The sequence below is a fragment of the Novosphingobium sp. TCA1 genome, assembly GCF_009811895.1.
Taxonomy (GTDB): Bacteria; Pseudomonadota; Alphaproteobacteria; order Sphingomonadales; family Sphingomonadaceae; genus Novosphingobium; species Novosphingobium panipatense_A.
Genome location: NZ_BLJH01000002.1, coordinates 245542 through 267542, shown reverse-complemented (window position 1 = coordinate 267542; position 22001 = coordinate 245542). Strand labels below are relative to the sequence as shown.

18 protein-coding genes and 1 tRNA gene are annotated in these 22001 nt (G+C 66.2%); 11 read left to right on the top strand and 8 right to left on the bottom strand.

The window, feature by feature from the left end; all coding sequences use genetic code 11:
• The first annotated feature begins 117 nt into the window (after positions 1–117).
• Complete coding sequence (locus tag NTCA1_RS04585) at positions 118–1878, top strand: bifunctional UDP-sugar hydrolase/5'-nucleotidase (protein ID WP_159828789.1); 1761 nt, start codon at positions 118–120, stop codon at positions 1876–1878.
• Here NTCA1_RS04585 and NTCA1_RS04580 read toward each other — a convergent pair whose 3' ends face one another.
• From NTCA1_RS04580 to lgt, 3 genes are read right to left on the bottom strand one after another with little or no spacing between them, the layout of a single operon-like run.
• On the bottom strand, positions 1879–2415 hold the full coding sequence (locus NTCA1_RS04580) for a DUF2306 domain-containing protein (protein ID WP_159828786.1): 537 nt from the start codon (positions 2413–2415) through the stop codon (positions 1879–1881). It lies immediately after the preceding gene.
• A gap of 19 nt (positions 2416–2434) precedes the next feature.
• The gene (locus tag NTCA1_RS04575; protein ID WP_159828783.1) at positions 2435–3484 is read right to left on the bottom strand and encodes a class I SAM-dependent methyltransferase; all 1050 of its coding nucleotides are present in this window, start codon (positions 3482–3484) and stop codon (positions 2435–2437) included.
• 4 nt (positions 3485–3488) lie between these two features.
• A complete protein-coding gene (lgt, locus tag NTCA1_RS04570) occupies positions 3489–4385 on the bottom strand; it encodes a prolipoprotein diacylglyceryl transferase (protein ID WP_159828988.1) in 897 nt (298 codons plus the stop codon).
• Positions 4386–4581: 196 nt separating this feature from the next.
• Here lgt and NTCA1_RS04565 point away from each other — a divergent pair, with 196 nt between their 5' ends.
• The 3 genes from NTCA1_RS04565 (at position 4582) to NTCA1_RS04555 (ending at position 9594) form a co-directional block, all read left to right on the top strand.
• Complete coding sequence (locus NTCA1_RS04565; RefSeq protein WP_086492344.1) at positions 4582–7332, top strand: [protein-PII] uridylyltransferase; 2751 nt, start codon at positions 4582–4584, stop codon at positions 7330–7332.
• A 274-nt stretch (positions 7333–7606) separates the two neighbouring features.
• Positions 7607–8785, top strand: a complete 1179-nt coding sequence (locus NTCA1_RS04560) for a patatin-like phospholipase family protein (RefSeq protein ID WP_159828780.1) — start codon at positions 7607–7609, stop codon at positions 8783–8785.
• Between the two features lie 26 nt (positions 8786–8811).
• The gene (locus tag NTCA1_RS04555) at positions 8812–9594 is read left to right on the top strand and encodes a 3-hydroxybutyrate dehydrogenase (RefSeq protein WP_159828777.1); all 783 of its coding nucleotides are present in this window, start codon (positions 8812–8814) and stop codon (positions 9592–9594) included.
• Between the two features lie 116 nt (positions 9595–9710).
• On the opposite strand, the gene gltX is transcribed toward NTCA1_RS04555, so the two are convergent.
• From gltX to NTCA1_RS04540, 3 genes are all read right to left on the bottom strand, one after another.
• Positions 9711–11042 (bottom strand): glutamate--tRNA ligase, encoded by a 1332-nt coding sequence (gene gltX, locus NTCA1_RS04550; protein ID WP_159828774.1) that lies wholly within the window; start codon positions 11040–11042, stop codon positions 9711–9713.
• 32 nt (positions 11043–11074) lie between these two features.
• Positions 11075–12244 (bottom strand): benzoate/H(+) symporter BenE family transporter, encoded by a 1170-nt coding sequence (locus NTCA1_RS04545; protein WP_159828771.1) that lies wholly within the window; start codon positions 12242–12244, stop codon positions 11075–11077.
• A gap of 109 nt (positions 12245–12353) precedes the next feature.
• Positions 12354–12429, bottom strand: a tRNA-Ala gene (locus tag NTCA1_RS04540).
• Positions 12430–12605: 176 nt separating this feature from the next.
• Here NTCA1_RS04540 and NTCA1_RS04535 point away from each other — a divergent pair.
• Entirely contained in the window at positions 12606–12851 is a 246-nt protein-coding gene (locus tag NTCA1_RS04535) for a hypothetical protein (RefSeq protein WP_159828768.1), read from the top strand.
• Between the two features lie 215 nt (positions 12852–13066).
• On the opposite strand, the gene NTCA1_RS28435 is transcribed toward NTCA1_RS04535, so the two are convergent.
• On the bottom strand, positions 13067–13240 hold the full coding sequence (locus NTCA1_RS28435) for a hypothetical protein (protein ID WP_021232409.1): 174 nt from the start codon (positions 13238–13240) through the stop codon (positions 13067–13069).
• 168 nt (positions 13241–13408) lie between these two features.
• Between NTCA1_RS28435 and NTCA1_RS04530 the strand changes: the two genes are divergently transcribed.
• From NTCA1_RS04530 to NTCA1_RS04505, 6 genes are all read left to right on the top strand, one after another.
• A complete protein-coding gene (locus NTCA1_RS04530; protein ID WP_159828766.1) occupies positions 13409–14413 on the top strand; it encodes a metalloregulator ArsR/SmtB family transcription factor in 1005 nt (334 codons plus the stop codon).
• A complete protein-coding gene (gene metF, locus NTCA1_RS04525) occupies positions 14410–15312 on the top strand; it encodes a methylenetetrahydrofolate reductase [NAD(P)H] (RefSeq protein WP_159828763.1) in 903 nt (300 codons plus the stop codon). Before NTCA1_RS04530 ends, metF begins: the two co-directional genes overlap by 4 nt.
• 98 nt (positions 15313–15410) lie before the next feature.
• Positions 15411–16457 (top strand): homocysteine S-methyltransferase family protein, encoded by a 1047-nt coding sequence (locus NTCA1_RS04520; RefSeq protein ID WP_159828761.1) that lies wholly within the window; start codon positions 15411–15413, stop codon positions 16455–16457.
• A 4-nt stretch (positions 16458–16461) separates the two neighbouring features.
• Positions 16462–17007 (top strand): GNAT family N-acetyltransferase, encoded by a 546-nt coding sequence (locus tag NTCA1_RS04515; protein ID WP_159828759.1) that lies wholly within the window; start codon positions 16462–16464, stop codon positions 17005–17007.
• 20 nt (positions 17008–17027) lie between these two features.
• Positions 17028–19715, top strand: coding sequence for a methionine synthase (gene metH / locus NTCA1_RS04510; RefSeq protein ID WP_159828757.1), 2688 nt, complete (start codon positions 17028–17030; stop codon positions 19713–19715).
• Positions 19716–19890: 175 nt separating this feature from the next.
• The gene (locus tag NTCA1_RS04505) at positions 19891–21087 is read left to right on the top strand and encodes a cation:proton antiporter (RefSeq protein ID WP_159828755.1); all 1197 of its coding nucleotides are present in this window, start codon (positions 19891–19893) and stop codon (positions 21085–21087) included.
• Here the strand turns inward: NTCA1_RS04505 and NTCA1_RS04500 are convergent.
• Positions 21084–21944, bottom strand: coding sequence for an SDR family NAD(P)-dependent oxidoreductase (locus tag NTCA1_RS04500; RefSeq protein ID WP_159828753.1), 861 nt, complete (start codon positions 21942–21944; stop codon positions 21084–21086). The two genes, NTCA1_RS04505 and NTCA1_RS04500, sit on opposite strands and share 4 nt — an antisense overlap.
• Between the last annotated feature and the right edge of the window lie 57 nt (positions 21945–22001).

The window sequence follows — 22001 nt, the reverse complement described above, 5'->3', positions numbered from 1 at the left end:
GACAGCTTTTTTATCCCCTGGACCGTGTCAACCGTGTCAAGCAAAGTGTCACCTTACGCCTCCCAACCCGCGAAAAATCGTTGCCGCACCGCGCAATGATCCGATAGGACGCGGGCCATGACTCTCCCTCTCCATCGCGGTCTGCCGCTGCTTTCCACCTCGCTTCTGGCTGCCCTCCTCGCGGGCTGCGCGACGACGCCGATCTCCCAGCAGGCAAGCGCGCCCATCGAAGTCGGCGTAATCGCGATCAACGACTTCCACGGCGCGCTCGAACCGCCCAGCCAGTCGGTGGAGACGCCGGACGGGCACGGCGGCGAAGTCGCGGTTCCGGCGGGCGGCGGGGCCTGGCTGGCTTCGGCGGTGGACTCGCTGAAGGCGCGGCATGCCAACAATGTCGTGGTGGCGGCGGGCGACCTGACGAGCGCCTCGCAGCTTGCCTCCTCGCTCTATCTCGACGAACCGGCGGTGGGCGTGATGAACCGCGTCGGCGTGGAGTTCAACGCGGTAGGCAACCACGAGTTCGACCGGGGCTGGCAGGAACTGCGCCGTCTCCAGAACGGCGGCTGCGAGAAGAACACGCGCGGTCAGCCCTGCCAGCTCGAAGCGTTCAAGGGCGCCCGCTACAAATATCTCGCCGCCAGCACCACGCTGGCCGACGGTACGCCGCTGTTCCCCGGCACCGGGCTCAAGACCTTCGGCACCGGCAAGGACCGGATCACGATCGGCTTCGTCGGCCTCTCGCTGAGCAGCGTGCCCACCCTCGTGGCGCCGGACCGGGTTGCGGGCCTGAAGTTCGCGGACGAGGCGGAGACGATCAACCGCGCCGTGCCGCAGTTGAAAGCCGCGGGCGCCGATGCCGTGGTCGTGCTGATCCATCAGGGTCTGCGCACCAACGGTGCCGCCGATCCCAACGGCTGCGACCAGGCGGTGGGCGACATCCAGCCGATCCTCGCCCGCCTGAACCCCGGCGTCGACGTGGTGGTCTCGGGCCACACCCACTGGGCCTACGTCTGCAACTATACCGAAAATCCGCAGGCAGGCCCGATCCTGCTGACCAGTGCCGGCGTCTATGGCAAGCTCGTCACCGACATCACGCTCAGGTTTGATCCGGCGACGCACAGGCTGCTGGGCAAGCAGGCCAGCAACCTGATCGTCCAGTCGCCCGCCTACAGGTCGGCCAAGGGCGAAGTGCCGAACCAGCCCGCCTTCCCGCAGTTCCAGCCGCGCGCGGACGTGGCCGCCTATGTCCAGCGCTACAAGGACGCCTCGCTGCATCTCGTCGCGCGGCCGGTGGGCAAGCTCTCCGGCCCGGCGGGCAAAGTGGAGGAAAAGGGCGTCGGCAAGGGCGGCGAACTGGGCAACCTGATCGCGGATTCGCAGCTTGCCGCCAGCCGCAAGGCAGGGGCAGAGATCGCCTTCCTCAATCCCTACGGCATCCGCACCTCGCTGATACCGGCAGCGGACGGCACCGTGACGTTCGGGCAGATCTACGCGGTCGAGCCGTTCAACAACGAGATCGTCACGATGTCGCTGACCGGCGCGCAGATCCGCACCACCCTGGAGCAGGGGCTGGACGACAGCGGCGACAAGCAGATGCTGGCGCCGAGCGAGGGCATGCGCGTGGCTTTCGACATGCGCCGCCCCTCGGGCGCACGGATCACCGCGATTACGCTGGGCGGAAAGCCACTCGACCCGGCCAGGACCTACCGCGTCAGCGTGGTGAACTTCCTGGCCGAAGGCGGCGACGGCTTCAGCGGTTTCATCCAGGGAACCGACCGCGTCCACGGCGCCATCGACCTCGACGCGATGGAAGACTGGCTCGGCGCCGTGCCGGTACGCCAGGTGCCGCAGGAAGACCGAACGCCCGAAACGCGCTGATCAGCCGAACAGCCAGTGCCCGAGCAGGCGGTTGAACGGGAACGTGAAGAAACCGGCGATCAGCAGCGCGCCGATGATGAGCCCCCGCACGGTGCGGCGGTGCCGGGCGGCATTGTGCCGCCGCGCCGCCAGCACCAGCACCGGCACCATGACCAGCGTGAACAGCGAGAGGACATGGATCAGGCTGAAGCGTCCCGGCCCGCCCATGTGGACGAAGAGACTGTCCAGCGCGGTCAGCATCATCGCCGCGCTCCAGGCATAGCCATAGACCCGGTGGCGCCTGTCGCCGCGTCGGCGCCAGAGCAGCACCGGCGTCAGCACCAGCGCCACGAGAATGGTGGCAAGGTGGATCCAGACGACCCGCGGCACGCGCGCCCATTCGTCCATGCCCCGCACCAGGGCCACAAGGATGAAACCGAGCATGACCAGCGCCAGCAGCCCGAGCGCGCGCTCCAGCCGGTCCGGCCCGCGAAGGTCCTGCGCCGTCAAACCTCTCGTCGCCCCGCCCCCCGGCGGCGCTACCGCTGCTTCGCTCATTCTACCCCCTGTTAATCCCTCAGAACCCAGCGCCTTGCGGCCAGTCCGGCCCGGTCACGCCCATGACCTTGAACAGGGTTCCCATCTGATCGTCGTTGATAAGCCGATCCTTTGCCCGCCAGATAGTATCGGCATGATGCGGCGCCGCTTCGGCCAGTCTGGCCGCGCGCATGTCTATGCCCAGCGCCCGCAGGAAATCGCCCTGCGTCACCGTGCCCTGCCATTTCGCGCCTTCGCTCGCGGCGATCTCGGCCAGGATCGCGAAGTCGACGAGGCAGGTGAGGTCCGCCTCGCCCGGCATGGCGAAAGGATCGACCTTGGTATGCGCCCGCAGCGCCTGCAGGGTGGAGCCGGTCTGCGGCGCGGCATAGCCATAGTCGATCAGCAGCGCCGCGCCGCCCTGCGCCGCCAGCCTTGCGGCAAGCTCGTGCATGACCGCCGCCGCGCCGGGGCAGGTTTCCAGCAGGGTGCCTTCCTCGGCCTGCTTCAGCGCATCCGGCACCGCCGCATCCATCGGCTTGTCCCCGGCCACGGGGCGAAAACGGTCTTCCGCCCAGTCCACCATGCGTTCGCGCCAGCCGCCCGGGGTCTTCACCAGCTGCCGCACCGGCAGCGCATCGAGGAACTCGTTGCCCACCACCAGCAGCGGCGCATCGGTGGGAACGCTGCCGAGATCGTGATGCCACTGCGCCTGCGGCACGGCCTGGGCCTGGAGCGCCCTGAGCGCCTGCGAGCCCTCGACGAAATGAACGTGCGGATCGAGCCCGACCCGCTTCATCGTGCGCAAGGCGTCGCGGGCCAGCGTGCCGCGCCCCGGCCCCATCTCGACATAGTGGACAGGCGCCGGACTGCCCGCCCGCATCCAGATGTCGGCCAGCCAGAGCCCCAGCAGTTCGCCGAAGATCTGGCTGATTTCCGGCGCCGTGATGAAATCGCCCGCCGATCCCAGCGGGTCCTTGTCCGCATAGTAGCGGGCGTTCGATTCCCCCATGTAGTGCAGCAGCGAAATCGGGCCGTAATTGGCGATCAACCGCTGGAACACGGCCGAGAGCGGCTCGGCATCGGACATCGTCTCAGGCCGTGATCGGACGCACGGTGGCGAGCGCGGGCTTGGTCAATGCGCGGGCAACCAGCAGCAGGCCGAGCATGATCAGCGGGATCGTCAGCCACTGCCCCATCGACAGGCCGGTGCGCGCGGCGAAGTCCTGAAGCTGGGCGTCGGGCTCGCGGAAGAACTCCACGGTAAAGCGCGCGCAGGCGATGCCGGCGGTGAAGACGCCGACCAGCAGGCCCGGACGGAAGCGCGCCCGGGTCTTCCAGAACAGCGTGAGCATCACCACGATCATCAGCAGGCCTTCCAGACCCGCTTCGTAAAGCTGGCTGGGATGGCGCGGCAAGGGCCCGGCATCGGGGAAGACCATGGCCCAGGGCAGGTTCGGGTTGGTGACCACCCGGCCCCAGAGCTCGCCGTTCACGAAGTTGGCAAGGCGGCCGAACAGCATGCCGAAGGGAACGCAGACCGAAATGTAGTCGGCCACGCGCAGGAAATCGAGATTGCCGCGCCAGGAAACCCAGGCCATCGCCAGCAGCACACCGATCAGCCCGCCGTGGAAGCTCATGCCGCCGTGCCAGAGCGAAAGCAGCGCGGCCGGATCGGTCCAGAGGCTGGGAATGCCGGTATCGCCGCCCGTATAGAAGGTCGCATAGCCAAGGCGGCCGCCCAGGATGATGCCGATCGTGCAGTAGAAGAACAGGTCGTCGGCATGACGCTGCGCGAGCGGCGCGCCGGGCGCCTTGATCATGCGCGTCAGATGCCAGTAGCCGAGCATGATGCCCGCCAGATAGGCCAGCGAATACCAGCGCAGCTCGAAGCTGCCGATGCGGAACAGGTAGTTCTTGAGGCCGAGGTCGACCCAATAGATCGGCTGATGCGCCTCGGCGGCGGCTGCGGCAAGTGCTGTCAGGGACAAGTGCTCGACCTCGTAAATCTCGTAAGGTCGCCGGGCCGGACGGCGCGACGAATGCTTTTCAGCGGTGGTTTGCGGCCTTCTGGCATAGCCTGCAGGGCGATGGTAGGCCGGATTTTCCGGCAGGTCGGCAAAATCGCGCGCGCCGCGCTCGGTTGCTGTTTCCCTCAAGCCGTTGAATGTCTAGATATCGGCGGACATGAGCGTGATCCGCATCCCTTCGCCCCGTTCCGTGATCGACCGCCGCGCGCTGGTCGAGGCCATCGAAGCCGTCGTTGCCGAAACCGGCCATGCCAAGGGCCGCAAGCAGGTGGTCGAACGCCTGCGCGAGGCGCTGGAACAGGGCCGGGCCGAAATCGCCCGCCGCCTCGTGGAAAAGCCTTCCGCCGGGCACGAAGTGGCCGAGGCGCAGGCCTATCTGGTGGACCAGTTGCTGCGCGTGATCCACGATCACGTCTCCACCCACGTCTATCCGGCGATGAACCGTTCGAAGGGCGAACGCCTCTCGATCATCGCCGTGGGCGGCTACGGCCGGGGCGAGATGGCGCCTCATTCGGACGTCGATCTCGCCTTCCTCACCCCGATCAAGCAGACCGCCTGGTGCGAGCAGGTGATCGAGGCGATGCTCTATTTCCTCTGGGACCTGGGTCTCAAGATCGGCCATTCCAGCCGCTCGGTGGATGACATGGTGCGCATGAGCCGATCGGACCTGACGATCCGCACCGCCATGCTGGAAGGCCGCTATGTCTGGGGCGACCAGGATCTCTACGAGGAAGTGCGCGCCCGCTTCTGGAAGGACGTGGTCGCCGGAACCGAGCGCCAGTTCGTGGTCGAGAAGCTGGCCGAGCGCGAGGAACGCCACAAGCGCATGGGCGACAGCCGCTATGTGGTCGAACCCAATGTGAAGGAAGGCAAGGGCGGCCTGCGCGACCTCCACACGCTCTACTGGATCGGCAAATATATCCACAAGGTGCGCGATCCCAGCGAACTGGTGGACGTGGGCCTGCTCACCCACAAGGAATACCGTGCCTTCCGCCGGGCCGAGAACTTCTTCTGGGCGGTGCGCTGCCACCTCCACACCATCACCCGCCGCGCCGAGGACCGCCTGACTTTCGACCTCCAGCGCGAAGTGGCGGCGCGGATGAACTATTCCGACCGCCCCGGAAAGAGCGCGGTCGAGCGGTTCATGCAGATGTTCTTCCTCCAGGCGAAGATGGTCGGCACCCTCACCGGCGTATTCCTCGCCCAGCTCGACGACCAGTTCGCCAAGCGCCAGCCGCGCGGGCTGCTGGCGGGCTTCCGTGCCCGGCCGCGCTCGGTCCGGGGCTACAAGGTCTTCGGCGGCCGCATCATGGCCCCCGGCGAGACCTGGTTCGAGGCCGATCCGGTGCGCCTGATCGAGATCTTCGTCATCGCCGACCGCGAGGGGCTGGAAATCCACCCCGAGACCATGCGCCTGGTCTCGCGCGATGCCGCGCTGATCCGCGAGGAGGTGCGCCGCGATCCGCGCGCCAACGAGCTGTTCATGGAACTGCTCACCAGCCGCAACAATCCCGAAGTGGCGCTGCGTTCGTTCAACGAGGCGGGCGTGTTCGGCCGTTTCGTCACCGAATTCGGCCGCGTCAACGCGCAGATGCAGTTCGACATGTACCACCACTACACGGTGGACGAACACACCATCCGCGCCATCGGCCTGCTCTCCCGGATCGAAAAGGGCGAGCTGAAGCAGGACCATCCGCTCAGCCACGAGATCATCCACAAGGTCCGCTCGCGCCGCGCGCTCTATGCGGCCGTCCTGCTCCACGACATCGCCAAGGGCCGCGGCGGCGACCATTCCGAGATCGGCGCCGAGATCGCCCTCAAGCTCTGCCCGCGTTTCGGCCTGGACGAGGAGGAGACCGAGCTGGTCTCCTGGCTGGTGCTGCACCACCTCGTGCTCTCGGCCACCGCCTTCAAGCGCGACTTGTCCGATGCCAAGACGATCACCGATTTCGTCGAACTCGTGCAATCGGTGGACCGTCTGCGCCAGCTGACCCTGCTCACCATCGTCGATATCCGCGCGGTCGGCCCCGGCACCTGGAATTCGTGGAAGCGCCAGCTTATCGGCGAACTCTACGGCGCTACCGAAGAGCGCCTGCGTCTGGGCCACGTCGAATTCGGCCGCGAGAAGCGCGTCGCCGCGAAGAAGGCCCGGGTCGAGGCCGACGCCCCCGAGAACGCCGAACTGGTGGAAGCCATCGGCGGCCAGTTCGCCGACGCCTACTGGATCGCCGAACCGGAAGACGTGATCGCCAAGAACCTCGCGCAGTTCCGCGGCTCCGAGAACGATCCGCTGTCGATCGCGACCGAATACTACCCGGCGCGCGGGGCCACGCTGGTCACCGTCATCGCCTCGGACCATCCCGGCCTGTTCTACCGCATCGCGGGCGGCATCCATCTGGCGGGCGGCAACATCATCGACGCGCGCATCCACACTACCCGCACCGGGCGCGCAGTGGACAATTTCCTGGTGCAGGACCCGCTCGGGCGCCCCTTCATGGAGGAAACCCAGCTCGCGCGCCTGCGCTCCTCGATCGAGAACGCGCTGGCCAACCGCATCAAGATACTGCCGCAGCTCGTCGCCCGCCCGGACGCCCGGCCCCGCGCAGACGCCTTCGACGTGCGCCCGCGCGTGCTCGTGGACAACAAGGCCTCGAACCGCCTCACCGTGGTCGAAGTCAATGCCCGCGACCGTCCGGCCCTGCTCAACAGGCTGGCCCATGCCCTGTTCGAATCGAAGCTCATGGTCCACTCCGCCCATATCGCCACTTACGGCGAGCGCGCGGCCGACACTTTCTACGTCACCGACCTTCTGGGCGAAAAGCTGACGTCCGCCAGCCGCATCAAGGCGCTGGAACGCCGCCTGCTGGAAGCGGCCAGCGAGGGAAGCCTGACCGAAGTGGCGGCGTGACAGGGATTGGCGGCCAGACCCTCCACGCAAACCTCGCAAGCTCCCACCCCGTCATCCTGAACTTGTTTAGCTTCGCTGGCCTTCGGCTCAGGATCCATCTTGCCGAACAGGCCGCCGTCGATGGTCAGAAATGGATCCTGAACCAAGTTCAGGATGACGCCGGGAGAGAGCACAAGGGCAGCCTCGGCAAAATCTTGCCCGACAAGGTGTTGAAAGCGCGCGCCAAGAGGCCCACTTGTTGCATCGCAACATCCCCATGCGCAGGACTCTGCCCATGAATGACAGCAAGACCGCCGCTTCTCTCGATGTTTCTTCCGACCAGTTGACCAACCAACTGGGCTGTCACCAGTCGGTGCTGGTGCTGCAGGGTGGCGGCGCGCTAGGCGCCTATCAGGCCGGCGTCTACGAAGCCCTGAGCGAGGCGGGCCATGTGCCGGACTGGGTGGCGGGCATCTCGATCGGAGCCATCAATGCCGCGATCATCGCCGGAAATGCGCCGGGCGAGCGGGTGAAGCACCTTCGCAAGTTCTGGGACGGCGTGAGCCAGGAACTGCTCTATCGCCTCGACGTCGGCAACGGCTTCGCTCGCCGCGCCTTCAACGAGACGTCCGCCGCATGGGCCGCCACTTTCGGCATTCCCGGCTTCTTCACCCCGCGCCTGCCGACGCCGCTGCCCGAATGGCCGAGCGAGATCGAGCGCCTGAGCTTCTACGACACCACGCCGCTGCGGCAGACGCTGCTCGATCTCATCGATTTCGACCGGATCAACCACGGCGAAACCCGCTTCTCGGTCGGCGCGGTCAACATGATGACCGGCAACTTCGCCTACTTCGACAACAGGAGCGAGCGCAGGATCGGCCCCGAGCATGTCATGGCCAGCGGCGCCCTGCCCCCCGGCTTCCCGCCGGTGGCGATCGACGGCGAGTGGTACTGGGACGGCGGCCTCGTTTCCAACACGCCGCTGCAATATGTGCTCGACAACCGGTCCCCCTGCGAGATGACCGTGTTCCAGGTGGACCTGTTCCCCTCTCGCGGCGCCGTTCCCCGCACCATGGCCGATATCGCCCAGCGCGAGAAGGACATCCGCTTCTCCAGCCGCACGCGCATGAACACCGACCTTTCGAAGCAGCTCCAGAAGATGCGCGCCGCCGCCCAGCGGCTTGCCCACAAGCTGCCGCCGGAACTCCGGGACGATCCCGACCTGCACCATCTGCTGGGCTGCCGCCCGGCCGGCGCGGTCGCGGTGATGCACCTCATCAACCGCCCGCGCGGCTATGAAACCATGTCGAAAGACTACGAATTCTCGCGGATGACGGTGACCGAGCACTGGGCGGCGGGCAAGGCCGATGCCTGCTGGTCGCTGGAAAAGCCGGACTGGGCCGGCCGCAGCCTGCAACCCGACGAGATCATGACGTTCGACCTTTCGGCCGACCGCCCCCGCAACGGACACTGAAGAGAATTTCCGAGGAGAGACGATCCATGAAGCTCAAGGACAAGTCCTGCATCGTCACCGGCGCTGCCAGCGGTATCGGCAATGCCATCGCTCACAAATACGCATCGGCAGGCGGCAAGGTGGCGATTGCCGACCTCAACCTCGAAGCCGCGCAGAAGGCCGCCGACGATATCAAGTCCAAGTACGGCACCGAAGCCCTGGCCGTGGCCATGGACGTAACCAGCGAGGATCAGGTGAACGCGGGCGTCGCGGCCGTGGTCGAGGCCTGGGGCACCGTGGACGTGCTCGTCTCCAACGCCGGTATCCAGATCGTCAACCCGGTCGAGAATTTCGCCTATTCCGACTGGAAGAAGATGCTCGCCATCCACCTCGACGGCGCTTTCCTCACCTCCAAGGCGGTGCTGCCGCACATGTATGCGCAGAAGTCCGGCTCGATCATCTTCATGGGCTCTGTCCATTCGAAGGAGGCCAGCCCGCTCAAGTCGGCCTATGTCACCGCCAAGCACGGCCTGCTCGGCCTCAGCCGCGTGATCGCCAAGGAAGGCGGCAAGAAGGGCGTGCGCAGCAACGTCATCTGCCCCGGCTTCGTGCGCACCCCGCTGGTGGACAAGCAGATCCCCGAACAGGCCAAGGAACTGGGCATTTCCGAGGATGAAGTGGTGAGCCGGGTGATGCTGGGCCAGACCGTGGACGGCGAATTCACCACCGTCGACGACATCGCAGAAGTGGCGCTGTTCTTCGCCGGCTTCGAGACCAATGCGCTGACCGGACAGTCGCTTATCGCGAGCCACGGGTGGTTCATGGAGTAACCCGCCACCAGGCAATCCAGAGCGGATTACGGCGCTCTGGATTGCTTCGCTACGCGCGCAATGACGAAATCAGGGTGCGTTGGTGGCCTGCGCCAGACTGGCGCAGGCCACCAACCTCAAACCGCCGAACGTAGCCGCGCCAGAGCCTCATCCCGCCCAATCAGCGGCAGCAGAGCGCCCATGTCCGGCCCGTGCTCCATTCCCGTCAGCGCCAGACGCAGCGGCAGGAACAGGGCCTTGCCCTTGCGGCCGGTCGCTTCCTTGAGCGCGCCGGTCAGCGCCTTCCACACGTCCGGGTTCCATGCGAGCGCGGCGAGAACTTCAGCCGCCTGCGCCAGATAGGCCCTGTCTTCGTCGGCCTGAGCCGGTGCCTCGATCGGACCGATGACCACGCGCCACCAGTCGTGCGCTTCGTGGACGTGCGAAAGGTTTGGGCGGATCGTCTCCCAGGCACCCGCGTCCATTTCATCGGGCAGGCGGCCGGAGACCGCCTCGAACGGCAGGGCGTGGACCACGGCGGCATTGACGCGTTCCAGTTCCGCCTCGTCGAAGCGGGCGGGCGCGCGGCCGAAGCGGGAGAGATCGAAGGCCGCCGCCAGCGCTTCGGCATCGAGCGCGGGATCGACCGGATCGCTGGTGCCGAGACGCCCAAGCAGCGCGACCACGGCCTGCGGCTCTATGCCGATCTCGCGAAAATGCGCGACGCCCAGCGAGCCGAGACGCTTGGAAAGCTTGCCCTCGGTGCCGACCAGCAGCGCCTCGTGCGCGAAAGCAGGCACCCGCGCGCCGAGCGCGGTGAACATCTGCACCTGGGCGGCGGTGTTGGAAACGTGGTCTTCTCCGCGCAGGATCTGCGTGACGCCCATGTCCACGTCGTCGATGGCCGAGGGCAGCATGTAGAGCCACGAGCCGTCGGCACGGCGAATCACCGGGTCGCTGATCTGGGCCGGGTCGAACTTCTGGGGACCGCGAATGCCATCTTCCCAGGTGATCGGCTCGTCATGATCGAGCAGGAAGCGCCAGTGCGGCAGGTCTCCGGCGGCGATCTTCGCGGCCTTTTCCGCTTCGGTCAGCTTCAGCGCGCCGCGATCGTAAATTGGCGGCAGCCCGCGCCCGAGCAGGACCTTGCGCTTGAGTTCCAGTTCCTGCGGCGTTTCCCAGCAGGGATAGACGCGGCCCGCCGCTTTCAGGCGCTCGAATTCGCGTTCGTAGAGCGCGAAACGGGCGGACTGCCGCTCCTCCCCGCTCCATGCGATGCCGAGCCAGGCGAGGTCGGCATGGATGCCCTCGACATATTCCTCCTTGGAGCGCGCCGCGTCGGTATCGTCAATACGCAGCAGGAACGTGCCGCCCGCCTTTTTGGCCAGCAGCCAGTTGTGCAGCGCCGTGCGGATATTGCCGACGTGGAGATGCCCGGTGGGCGAAGGAGCGAAGCGCGTTACGGTCATGCCCCGCGCGTTACGGCGGGGCGAGCGGGAGGTCAATTTCGCCGCGCGAAAACCGCCTTGGCCGCCAGGGCGGCAAAGCCCGCCACCAGCCCCCAGAACGCCGAACCGATACCCAGCAGCGAGACCCCGGAGGCTGTGGCCGCAAAAGTCAGGATCGCGGCGTCGCGCTCGGTCTTTTCCGCAAGCATGCTTTCCACCGCGCCGGAAAGCGGGGCGATCAGGGCGATTCCCGTGAAGGCCGCGATCGAGGCCTTGGGCATCGTCAGGAAGAACTGCACGAGCGGCGCGGAAAACAGCGCCAGCGCAAGGTAGAAGGCGGCATAGATCAGCCCGACCATCCAGCGGCGGCCCTGATCGGGATGCGCGTCGCTGCTGGTGCAGATCGCCGCGGTGATTGCCGCAAGGTTGACCCCGTGCGCACCGAATGGCGCGAGCACCATCGTCGCCAGGCCGGTGCCCAGCAGCAGCGGCTGCGGCCTCGGCTCGTAACCGGCGCTGCGCAGCACGACGAGCCCCGGCAGGTTCTGCGAGACCAGGGTGACGAGAAACAGCGGCACGCCGATGCTGGCCATCGCCTTGAGATCGAAGAGCGGCGCGACAGGCTCCATCCTCCCGAGCAGGGAAGTCGGCGCGAATCCGGCCACGTCGCCGCGCAGGAGGACGACCGCCACGCCCGAAACGAGCACCAGCAGCAGCGCATAGAGCGGAAAACGCTGGCGGGCGATCACGAAGACCAGCAGCAGCACGACCACCAGCAGGGCATCGGTTTCCAGCGTGCGAAAGAGCTGGAGACAGAACGGCAGCAGCACGCCTGCCAGCATGGCCGAGGCGACAGACGCGGGAATCCGCGCCGCCAGCCTTCCCAGCGCAGGGACCAGCCCCAGCAGGCACATGAGGCCCGCCGCCGCGACGAAGGAACCAACGGCGATGGGCCATGCCACCGCGCCCGCACTCGCCGCCAGCAGTGCCGCGCCGGGGGTGGACCATGCCAGCACCACCGGCATGCGCATCCACAGCGAGAGAATCGCACCGGCCACGGCAATGCCAAGGCAGAGCGCGGTCACGGCGGAGCCGACTTGTCCGGTCCCGGCGCCGAGCGCCTGCATCGCCTGAACAACCAGCGCGACCGTCCCCCCGAATCCGATGAGGGCGGCGATGAGCGCGGAAGTCCAGGAGGCGAGCGGCGGAAGTCGGGAAAGCATCGCCGCGCTATGGGCAGGTTTTCCGGCGAAGGGAAGGCTTTGCGAAGACGGCGCACCGGCTTCGACGCAGTCGCTTCATGTGTCACAACTGTCTGGAAGAAGGGGGAAATGGTGGAGCCTAGCGGGATCGAACCGCTGACCTCCTGCATGCCATGCAGGCGCTCTCCCAGCTGAGCTAAGGCCCCGTCCATTTCAGCGGATCGCGCCTGGGCGGGCGATCCGGTCCACCACGCTGCGGCGGCGGAGGCAGCCCTCTAGATCGCCTTTTTCGATCTGACAAGAGAAACCTTCACAAGATTGAAAAGTTACTCAGGATAGCGTCCGAGAAAAGCAGGGCGAGGGTGCGAATGGGAGAGCGATCATGATTCGAAATCTGCTGACCGTCGCCGCCCTGACTGTCGCCGCCCTACCCGGAATGCTGGCCGCCACGCCGTCCATGGCCGCCAATTCGTGCCGGGATGCCAAGGGCAAGTTCGTGCCCTGCCAGACCGTGACCACGAAAAAGACCACCACCAGGGTCACGACCACCATGGCGAAAGGAAAGGACGGAAAGTGCCGCTTCACCTCAGGCCCCAGGAAGGGCCAGTTTACCCAATGCCCCGGATAATATGACGATTTCGGGGGTTCGGCGCGCCGGGCTCCCGAATCGCGCGAAGCCGGGGGCGCCAAAAGACGCGTCATAAAGAGTCCGGGCAATAAAAAACCCTCCCGGAGGGGAGGGCTTTTTCCGTCTCGGACGGACTTTCCGTGTTTCCCCCGAAGGGGCGGAAAGCATCTGGGGGCCGGCAAACCGAACGGATCGGTGCGCAGCCCCCGAACCGATTACTCGGCAGCCGCGGTGGCTTCTTCGGTAGCCGCTTCGGTGGTAGCAGCCAGAGTTTCCTCGGGCAGGGTCTCAACCGACTCGGTAGCAGCTTCGGTGGGCTTTTCGCCACCGCAAGCAGCGAGCGACAGAGCGGCAGCCGACGCGAACGCGGCAAAAGCAATCTTCTTCATGCGAATCCCCTTGCATTGTTTGGCGCATAGGCCAACGCTTGCAGGCAAGCCTGCGGTGCCATTCTTTAGACGAGACAATGGTGCAACGCAAATGGGAAGTAAGGGGGCGGAAATCCGCAGAAATCCTAGGGCTTGCACACATATAAAGATATCTTTATATGCCATCGCATGAAAATCGACCCCCTCTTGAGGGCCCTTTCGGAGCCGACGCGACTGCGCATCATGCGTCTGCTCGCGCATATGGAACTGGCCGTAGGAGAGCTTGCCCAGGTCCTCGGGCAGAGCCAGCCGCGAGTCTCGCGCCATGTGAAGATTCTCTGCGACGCAGGCCTGGCGCAGCGCCGCAAGGAAGGTAGCTGGGTTTTCCTGCGCACGGCCGTGAAGGAAAAGAGTGAGCCGCCGATGGGCGCCGCCGCCGCGCAGCTGCTGACCATTGCCGAGCGCGACGATCCGGCCTTTTCCGCGCGCTGCGCCGAAGATCGCCGCCAGCTTGCGGCGATTCGCGAGGCACGCGAATCCAGCGCCCAGGCCTATTTCGCCCTCCACGCGGAGGAATGGGACACCCTGCGCCAGCTTCACGGCGCCGACGGCCCGGTGGAAACCGCCCTGCTGGCCGCGTTCGGTCGCCAGAAGCTGGGCGCGCTGCTCGATGTCGGCACCGGCACGGGACGCATGGCGGAACTGCTTTCAGGCCGGGCCGGGCATGTCACCGCGCTCGACAAGAGCCCGGACATGTTGCGAATTGCCCGCGCCCGGTTGCAGTCTTTGCCGCCGGACAAGCTCTCGCTGGTCCAGGGCGACTTCACTGCCCTGCCCTTCGCCGCCGCTACATTCGATACCGTGCTGTTCCACCAGGTACTGCACTATGCGCAGGATCCCGGCGTGGTCCTGGCCGAAGCCGCGCGCGTCACCGTGGAGGGCGGCCGCGTGGCCGTGGTCGATCTTGCCGCGCATGACCGCGAGGAACTGCGCGAGCGCCATGCCCACGCCCGCCTCGGCTTTTCCGACGAACAGATGGAAGCCCTGCTGGCGGAAGCCGGATTCGCGCCCGAACTGCCGACGATCCTGCCCGGCGATCCGCTTACCGTGAAGATCTGGACGGCGCGCCGCCTGCCGCACGCCGCCCCCGACACCATTTCCGAGATTCAAGACAGAAAGACCGAACTGCCATGACTTCTGCCGAACGACCGGTCTCCGCACCGCTTTTCGAGGACCTGCCGGGCGACATTTCCGTTTCTTTCGAATTCTTCCCGCCCAAGACGGAGAAGATGGAGGAACAGCTCTGGGATGCGATCACCCAGCTTGCTCCGCTAGCGCCCAGCTTCGTTTCGGTGACTTACGGCGCCGGTGGCTCCACCCGTGAGCGCACCCATTCCACCGTCTCGCGCCTCGTGCGCGAAACCGATCTGGTGCCCGCCGCCCATCTCACTTGCGTGGGCGCGAGCAAGGACGAGATCGCCGAGATCGCCGACCAGTACTGGGAAGCCGGCGTGCGCCATATCGTCGCCCTGCGCGGCGATCCGCCGCCGGCGCACGGCGGCATCTTCACCCCGCACCCCGAAGGCTACACCGGCGCCGCCGATCTCGTTTCCGGCCTTAAGGCGCGGCACGATTTCGACATTTCGGTGGCGGCCTATCCCGAGATCCATCCCGAGGCCCTCAGCGCCGATGCCGACCTCGACAACCTGAAGCGCAAGCTAGACGCCGGCGCCAACCGCGCGATCACGCAGTTCTTCTTCTCGACGGACGCCTATTTCCGTTTCCTCGACAAGGCGCTGGCCGCGGGTATCACCGCGCCGATCCTGCCGGGCATCATGCCGGTGACCAGCTTCGCCGCAATCCGCCGCATGTCGGGCAATACCGAGATTCCGGGCTGGCTGGAGCGGATGTTCGAAGGGCTCGACGATCGCCCCGGCCCGCGCGCGCTGGTGGCCGCCGTTGCCGCGGCCGACTTGTGCCGCAGGCTCTACCAGGGCGGCGTGCGCGATTTCCACTTCTATACCCTCAACCGCGCCGAACAGGCCTATGCGATCTGCCAGCTTCTGGGCCTGCGCCCCAAAGCGGAAGCCTGAGCGGGCTTGCCGAAGGGCCGTTCGTGACGCAAGGCGCGCGCGAACGGTCCGCCAAAGATGACCTTTAGCCCCTTCCGGGCTGATCGGGGATTACGATAATGAGTGCCAGAGAACAGTTCCTCGCCGAAGCGGCCAAGCGCATCCTGATCACGGACGGCGCGTTCGGCACCGAAATCCAGCGCTGGAAGCTCAGCGAAGAGGACTATGCGGGCAACCTCGGCCTCTCCCACGACCAGAAGGGCAACAACGACATTCTCGCGCTGACCAAGCCCGAAGTGCCCGAATCGATCCACCGCGCCTATTTCGAGGCCGGAGCCGACATTGCCGAGACCAATACTTTCTCGGCCAACCGCATCAGCCAGGCCGACTACGGCGCCGAGCACCTCGTGCGCGAGATCAACGTCGAATCGGCAAAGCTGGCAAGGCGACTCGCCGACGAATACCAGGCCAAGGACGGGCGCCCGCGCTTCGTGGCGGGCGCGATCGGGCCGACCAACAAGACGCTCTCGCTCAGCCCGGACGTCAACGATCCCGGCTACCGCGAGATCGACTGGGACGAACTGGTCGACGTCTACAAGGAACAGGCCGCAGCCCTCGTCGAAGGCGGGGCCGATTTCATCCTGATCGAGACGGTGTTCGACACGCTCAACGCCAAGGCCGGGGTCATGGCGGTGCGCAAGCTCGAGGCCGAGCTGGGCCGCGAAGTGCCGATCATGATGTCGATGACGCTGACCGACCTTTCCGGCCGCAACCTTTCGGGCCACACCGTGGAAGCCTTCTGGCATGCCGTGCGCCACGCGAAGCCGGTGACGATCGGGCTAAACTGCTCGTTCGGCGCCACCCAGCTGCGCCCGCATGTGAAGACCCTGTCCGAACTCGCGGACACCCTGATCATGATCTATCCCAATGCCGGCCTGCCCAACGAACTGGGCCAGTACGACGAGATGCCCGAGACCACGGCGGGCTTCGTGGGCGAATGGGCAGTCGCGGGACAAGTCAACGTGCTGGGCGGCTGCTGCGGTTCGACCCCCGACCATATCGCCGCCATGGCGCGCAAGGTTGCAGGCCTCGCGCCGCGCCGCCTGCCCGAACTCGATCCGGTAACGCGCCTCGCCGGGCTCGAACCCTTCACCATGGCCGGGTGACGCCATGACCGATTTCCCGATCTGGCGCATCCGCCCCGCCACGGCCGACGATGCCGACGCGCTTTCCCTGGTAGCCAGCGCGACTTTCCTCGAAAACTTCGCGGGGCTGGTCGATGGCGGCGGTATCGTCGCCCACTGCCTGAAGCAGCACTCTGCGGAAAACTATCGCAAGTACCTCGGCAGGGGCGCGAAGGCATGGCTGGCGGAAGTCGAGCCGGGCCACGCGCCCGTCGGCTACGCCCTGATCTGCGATCCCGAACTGGAACTGGCGCGGGAAGGCGATCTCGAACTGAAGCGCATCTACCTGTTCTCGCGCTTCCAGGGTTCGATGATGGCGGGCACGATGATGCGCATCGTCCGCGATGCCGCCGTGGCCGCGGGCTGGCAGCGGCTGCTGCTGGGCGTGAAGAACGACAATCACCGCGCCCTCGCCTTCTATGCCAAGCACGGCTTCGCGCCGATCGGCACCCGGACTTTCGACGTCGGCGGCAAGACCTATGACGACTATGTGCTCGCCCTGGAGTTGGCGAACGCATCGCCTACGAACTGATTCAACGAGAACGACAGACCATGACCTCGATTCATTCCGGCGCCCGTTTCGTCAACATCGGCGAGCGCACCAACGTCACCGGCTCGGCCGCGTTCAAGAAGCTCATCATGGCGGGCGATTATGCCAAGGCCGTGGACGTCGCCCGCCAGCAGGTGGACAACGGCGCGCAAGTGATCGACGTCAACATGGACGAAGGCCTGCTCGACGCGGTCGAGGCCATGACCACCTTCCTCAAGCTGATCGCCGCCGAGCCGGACATCGCCCGCGTACCGGTGATGATCGACAGCTCCAAGTGGGACGTGATCGAGGCGGGCCTCAAGTGCGTATCGGGAAAGCCGATCGTCAATTCGATCTCGATGAAGGAAGGCGTTGAGCCGTTCCTGGCGCAGGCGCGCAAGTGCATGGACTACGGCGCCGCCGTGGTGGTCATGGCCTTCGACGAGACCGGCCAGGCCGACACGCGCGAGCGCAAGATCGAGATCTGCACCCGGGCCTACGCCCTGCTGACCGGGATCGGCTTCCCGCCCGAAGACATCATCTTCGATCCCAACGTCTTCGCGGTGGCCACCGGCATCGAGGAGCACGACCGCTACGGCCTGGACTTCATCGAGGCGGTGGTCGAAATCCGCAAGGCCTGCCCGCACGTCCACTTCTCGGGCGGCCTTTCCAACCTCTCGTTCAGCTTCCGCGGCAACGAGACCGTGCGCCGCGCGATGCACTCGGTATTCCTCTACCACGCGATCCCCGCCGGGCTCGACATGTCGATCGTCAACGCCGGCCAGCTCGACGTCTACGACCAGATCGACCCCGCCCTGCGCGAGGCCTGCGAAGACGTCATCATGATGCGCCGTCCGGGCGTGGGCGAGGACGGCAAGACCTCCACCGAACGCCTGATCGACCTTGCCGAAAGCTACAAGGGCAAGGACAAGGTTGCCGAAAAGGCCGCCGAGGAATGGCGCGGCTGGGACGTGGCCAAGCGCATCGAGCACGCTCTCGTGCGCGGCATCGACGCCTATGTGGTCGAGGATACCGAAGAAGCGCGCGCCGCCATCGCGGCTGCGGGCGGGCGTCCGATCGAAGTGATCGAAGGTCCGCTGATGGGCGGCATGAACGTGGTGGGCGACCTGTTCGGATCGGGCAAGATGTTCCTGCCGCAGGTCGTGAAGTCGGCCCGCGTGATGAAGAAGGCCGTGGCCCACCTCATCCCCTTCATCGAGGCGGAAAAGGACGCCAAGAGCAAGGCCAAGGGCCGCATCGTCATGGCCACCGTCAAGGGCGACGTCCATGACATCGGCAAGAACATCGTCGGCGTCGTGCTCCAGTGCAACGGCTACGAGGTGATCGACCTCGGCGTCATGGTGCCCTGGTCGAAGATCCTCGAATCCGCCAACGAGAACGAGGCCGACATCATCGGTCTCTCCGGCCTCATCACCCCCTCGCTCGACGAGATGGTGACCGTGGCCGAGGAAATGCAGCGCGCCGAGATGAACATCCCGCTGCTGATCGGCGGCGCGACGACGTCCAAGGTCCATACCGCGCTGCGCATCGACCCCGCCTACAAGGGCCCGGTGGTCCATGTGCTCGACGCCAGCCGCGCGGTCGGCGTCGCCTCGCAGCTTCTGTCCGACACGCAATCGGTGCCCTTCGTCGCCTCGGTGGCCGACGAATACGAAAAGGTCCGCGTGGCCCGCGAGGGCAAGGGACAGAGCGAGCTGCTCGGCATCGCCGATGCCCGCGCCAATGGCTTCGTGCCGGACTTCGCGCAGAAGCCCGGCGCACCGGTGCAGCCCGGCCTGCACGTCTTCGCGGACTGGGACCTTGAGGAACTGGTCGAGACTTTCGACTGGACGCCCTTCTTCCGCGCCTGGGAACTGGCCGGAACCTACCCCGCGATCCTCGATGACGCGGTAGTGGGCGAAAGCGCCCGCAACCTCTTTGCCGATGCCAAGGCGATGCTCGCCAGGATCGTCGAGGAGAAGTGGCTGACCGCCAAGGGCGTCTGCGCCTTCTGGCCCGCCGCCGCGCATGGCGACGACGTAATCCTGGGCACCGGCACGCTGGAGCCGCAAGTCGTCTACGATGCCGTCCAGCAGGGCGTCCACGAAGGCCCGGACTTCGTCCAGCTGCCGTTCCTGCGCCAGCAGTTCAAGAAGAGCCGTGGCCGTGCGAACTTCTGCCTTTCCGACTTCGTCGATCCGGCGGGCGACTGGCTGGGCGGTTTCGCAGTGGGCATCCACGGGATCGAGCCGCATCTCGAACGCTTCCAGGCCGCGCACGACGACTATTCGGACATCCTGCTGAAAGCCCTGGCCGACCGCTTCGCCGAAGCTTTCGCCGAGCGCCTGCACAGCCATGTCCGCACCACGCTCTGGGGCTATGCGCCGGACGAGCAGTTCACCAACGAAGCGCTGATCCGCGAGGAATATCGCGGCATCCGCCCGGCCCCCGGCTATCCGGCCTGCCCGGACCACTCGCTGAAGCCGATCCTGTTCGATCTCCTGAAAGCCCAGGACAATGCCGGGATCACCCTGACCGAAAGCCAGGCCATGCTGCCCACGGCCGCCGTCTCGGGGTTCTACTTCGGCCACCCGGAAAGCCAGTACTTCGGCGTCGCCCGCATCGGCCGCGACCAGCTGGAAGACTACGCCGAACGCCGCGACGTGGACCTTGCCGTGGCGGAGCGCTGGCTGCGGCCCAACCTCGACTGAGCTATTTCCCTGCCGTCGTCATTGCGCGCGTAGCAAAGCGATGACGACGGCAGGAGGCATTGCTTTCGATTACAATCTGGAAAACTTGCGCAAACCCCGAAAGGCCGGATTGCCCGTTTTCTTTCCCCGAGGCATTCCTGCGCCCCAACGATAACGAGTGGGGACGGGGCACCCGATGGGGACGACCGAAATTTACCTGATTGCGCTGACGATCATTCTCGCGGCGCCCTACCTGGTGTGGCGGCTGCTGCGCACCGAGCACTGGGCACCACTGGTGGTCGTGCAGATCATCGGCGGCATCCTGCTCGGCCCCGGCGTGCTGGGCCACCTGGCGCCCGATTTCCATGCCTTCGTCTTCAACCCGCAAGTCATGACCGCGCTGAACGGCGTGGCCTGGTGGGCGGTGATGATGTTCGTCTTCGTCGCGGGGGTCGAACTCGACCTTTCCGACGCCTGGAAGCACCGCGCCGAAACCACGCTGACCGCCGCCTGTGCCCTGCTGACACCGCTCGCTTTCGGCGCGATCGCCGCGGCCCTGCTGCTGCGGACGCCGGGATGGATCGGCCCGGAAGGCAGCTATCCGCAGGCCGTGCTCGGCGTGGGCATGGCCTGCGCGGTCACCGCCCTGCCGATCCTGGTCCTGCTGATGGAAAAGCTGGGCATCTTCCGCGAGCCGCTCGGCCAGCGGCTGCTGCGCTATGCCAGTCTTGACGATATCGCGATCTGGGGCGTGCTGGCGCTGATCCTGGTCGATTGGGAACGCGTCGGCCGCCAGGGCCTGTTCCTCGTCGCCTTCGCGGCGGCCTCTTTCGTGATTCGCGCCCTGTTCAAGCGGCTCGGCGAGCAGGACCGCTGGTACGTGGCCCTGATCTGGCTGGCACTCGTCGGCTTCGCGGCGGACTGGTCCGGCCTGCACTTCATGGTCGGCGCCTTCCTGGCCGGAGTGGTGCTCGACGCGCGCTGGTTCAGCCGCGAGAAGCTGGACCTGTTCCGCGAATTCCTGCTGCTCACCGTCATGCCGGTATTCTTCCTCAGCACCGGCCTGCGCACCAATTGGGGCGCCGATAGTTTAACGGGGGGCGGAGCCATGGTGATCGGCGCCGCATTCCTGTTCCTGATCGCCTCGGTGGCGGGCAAGCTGGCGGGCGTTCACCTTGCCGGAAAGCTGCTCGGCTGGAAAAAGGGCGATGCCACGGTAATCGGCTGGATGCTCCAGACCAAGGCGCTCATCATGATCATCTTCGTCAACGTCCTGCTCGACAAGAAGATCGTCACCGCCGAGACCTTCACCGCCCTGCTGCTGATGGCAGTGATGAGCACGATGCTGACCGTGCCCATCGTCAAGCCGCGTCTTCCCAGGCTGATCGACTAACTGCCCGCGCGTCCAACAAGCCTTTCCGCCGCCTGCCAGAACGCCTCCACGAAAGCCCCGTCCTCCACCACCGGATTGGGCTTCCGTGGTGCGCGTTCGAACCAATAGCCCCCGCTGGACCTGCCGGGCTCTTCCGCAGTCGCCAGCCAGATCACGGTGTCCGCTCCCTGCTGCGGAGAGAGTTTCGGCGCATCGCCATAGGCCGCCTGCACGCTATCGGGGGTATGCGAGAAGAAATTGCTACCGACCGTGCCGGGATGGACTGCGTGGGCGACGATCCCGTCCCCTGCCAGACGAGAAGCCAGCCCCCGTGCATGAAGCACATTGGCCAGCTTGGCGCTGCAATAGGCTGCACCTGGGCTCCAGTTGCCGAGATTCTGCAGATCGGCGAGATCGATTCCGGGTATCATCTCGCTGCCGTCCGAAGCCGTGTTGACGATCCTGACGCTGCCTTCGGGCGCATCGGCGGCTGCCTTGCGAAGCAGGGGAAGAAGCCGGGCCGTCAGCGCGAAAGGCCCCAGGAAATTGGCCGCGTAATTGGCCTCGAAGCCCTCCGCCGTCATCTCCCGTTCGCGCGCCATGCCGCCGGCATTATTGATGAGGACATCGATCCGGCCCACTTTGCCGGCGATCTCCTCCGCAAGCCGATCGACCTCTGAAAGCAGCGAAAGATCGGCGCGCAGCATCTCCACGCCGGCGGCAAGATCGGCCTCCGCCGCCGCGCAGCGCCCCGGATCGCGGCCCACGCCGATCACCCGGAAGCCCTGCGCCGCCAGAGCGCGCGCCGTTTCCAGCCCTATGCCCGAGCTTGCCCCGGTCACGATTGCCACGCGCTCCGATCCTGCCAACGATGCCATGTCTGCCGCTCCTCTCTCGTCCTTGGCGCCATTTCGACTACCCGCGCGGCCAAACCG

Excerpts from the sequence above, each read along its gene's own strand:
- NTCA1_RS28435 (WP_021232409.1), bottom strand. The coding sequence starts at position 13,240 with ATGAAGAAGATTGCTTTTGCCGCGTTCGCGTCGGCTGCCGCTCTGTCG.
- NTCA1_RS04580 (WP_159828786.1), bottom strand. The coding sequence starts at position 2,415 with ATGAGCGAAGCAGCGGTAGCGCCGCCGGGGGGCGGGGCGACGAGAGGT.
- gltX (WP_159828774.1), bottom strand. The coding sequence starts at position 11,042 with ATGACCGTAACGCGCTTCGCTCCTTCGCCCACCGGGCATCTCCACGTC.
- NTCA1_RS04530 (WP_159828766.1), top strand. The coding sequence starts at position 13,409 with ATGAAAATCGACCCCCTCTTGAGGGCCCTTTCGGAGCCGACGCGACTG.
- NTCA1_RS04555 (WP_159828777.1), top strand. The coding sequence starts at position 8,812 with ATGAAGCTCAAGGACAAGTCCTGCATCGTCACCGGCGCTGCCAGCGGT.
- NTCA1_RS04575 (WP_159828783.1), bottom strand. The coding sequence starts at position 3,484 with ATGTCCGATGCCGAGCCGCTCTCGGCCGTGTTCCAGCGGTTGATCGCC.
- metH (WP_159828757.1), top strand. The coding sequence starts at position 17,028 with ATGACCTCGATTCATTCCGGCGCCCGTTTCGTCAACATCGGCGAGCGC.
- NTCA1_RS04535 (WP_159828768.1), top strand. The coding sequence starts at position 12,606 with ATGATTCGAAATCTGCTGACCGTCGCCGCCCTGACTGTCGCCGCCCTA.
- NTCA1_RS04565 (WP_086492344.1), top strand. The coding sequence starts at position 4,582 with ATGAGCGTGATCCGCATCCCTTCGCCCCGTTCCGTGATCGACCGCCGC.
- NTCA1_RS04520 (WP_159828761.1), top strand. The coding sequence starts at position 15,411 with ATGAGTGCCAGAGAACAGTTCCTCGCCGAAGCGGCCAAGCGCATCCTG.
- NTCA1_RS04505 (WP_159828755.1), top strand. The coding sequence starts at position 19,891 with ATGGGGACGACCGAAATTTACCTGATTGCGCTGACGATCATTCTCGCG.
- NTCA1_RS04545 (WP_159828771.1), bottom strand. The coding sequence starts at position 12,244 with ATGCTTTCCCGACTTCCGCCGCTCGCCTCCTGGACTTCCGCGCTCATC.
- NTCA1_RS04560 (WP_159828780.1), top strand. The coding sequence starts at position 7,607 with ATGAATGACAGCAAGACCGCCGCTTCTCTCGATGTTTCTTCCGACCAG.
- NTCA1_RS04515 (WP_159828759.1), top strand. The coding sequence starts at position 16,462 with ATGACCGATTTCCCGATCTGGCGCATCCGCCCCGCCACGGCCGACGAT.
- NTCA1_RS04500 (WP_159828753.1), bottom strand. The coding sequence starts at position 21,944 with ATGGCATCGTTGGCAGGATCGGAGCGCGTGGCAATCGTGACCGGGGCA.
- NTCA1_RS04585 (WP_159828789.1), top strand. The coding sequence starts at position 118 with ATGACTCTCCCTCTCCATCGCGGTCTGCCGCTGCTTTCCACCTCGCTT.
- metF (WP_159828763.1), top strand. The coding sequence starts at position 14,410 with ATGACTTCTGCCGAACGACCGGTCTCCGCACCGCTTTTCGAGGACCTG.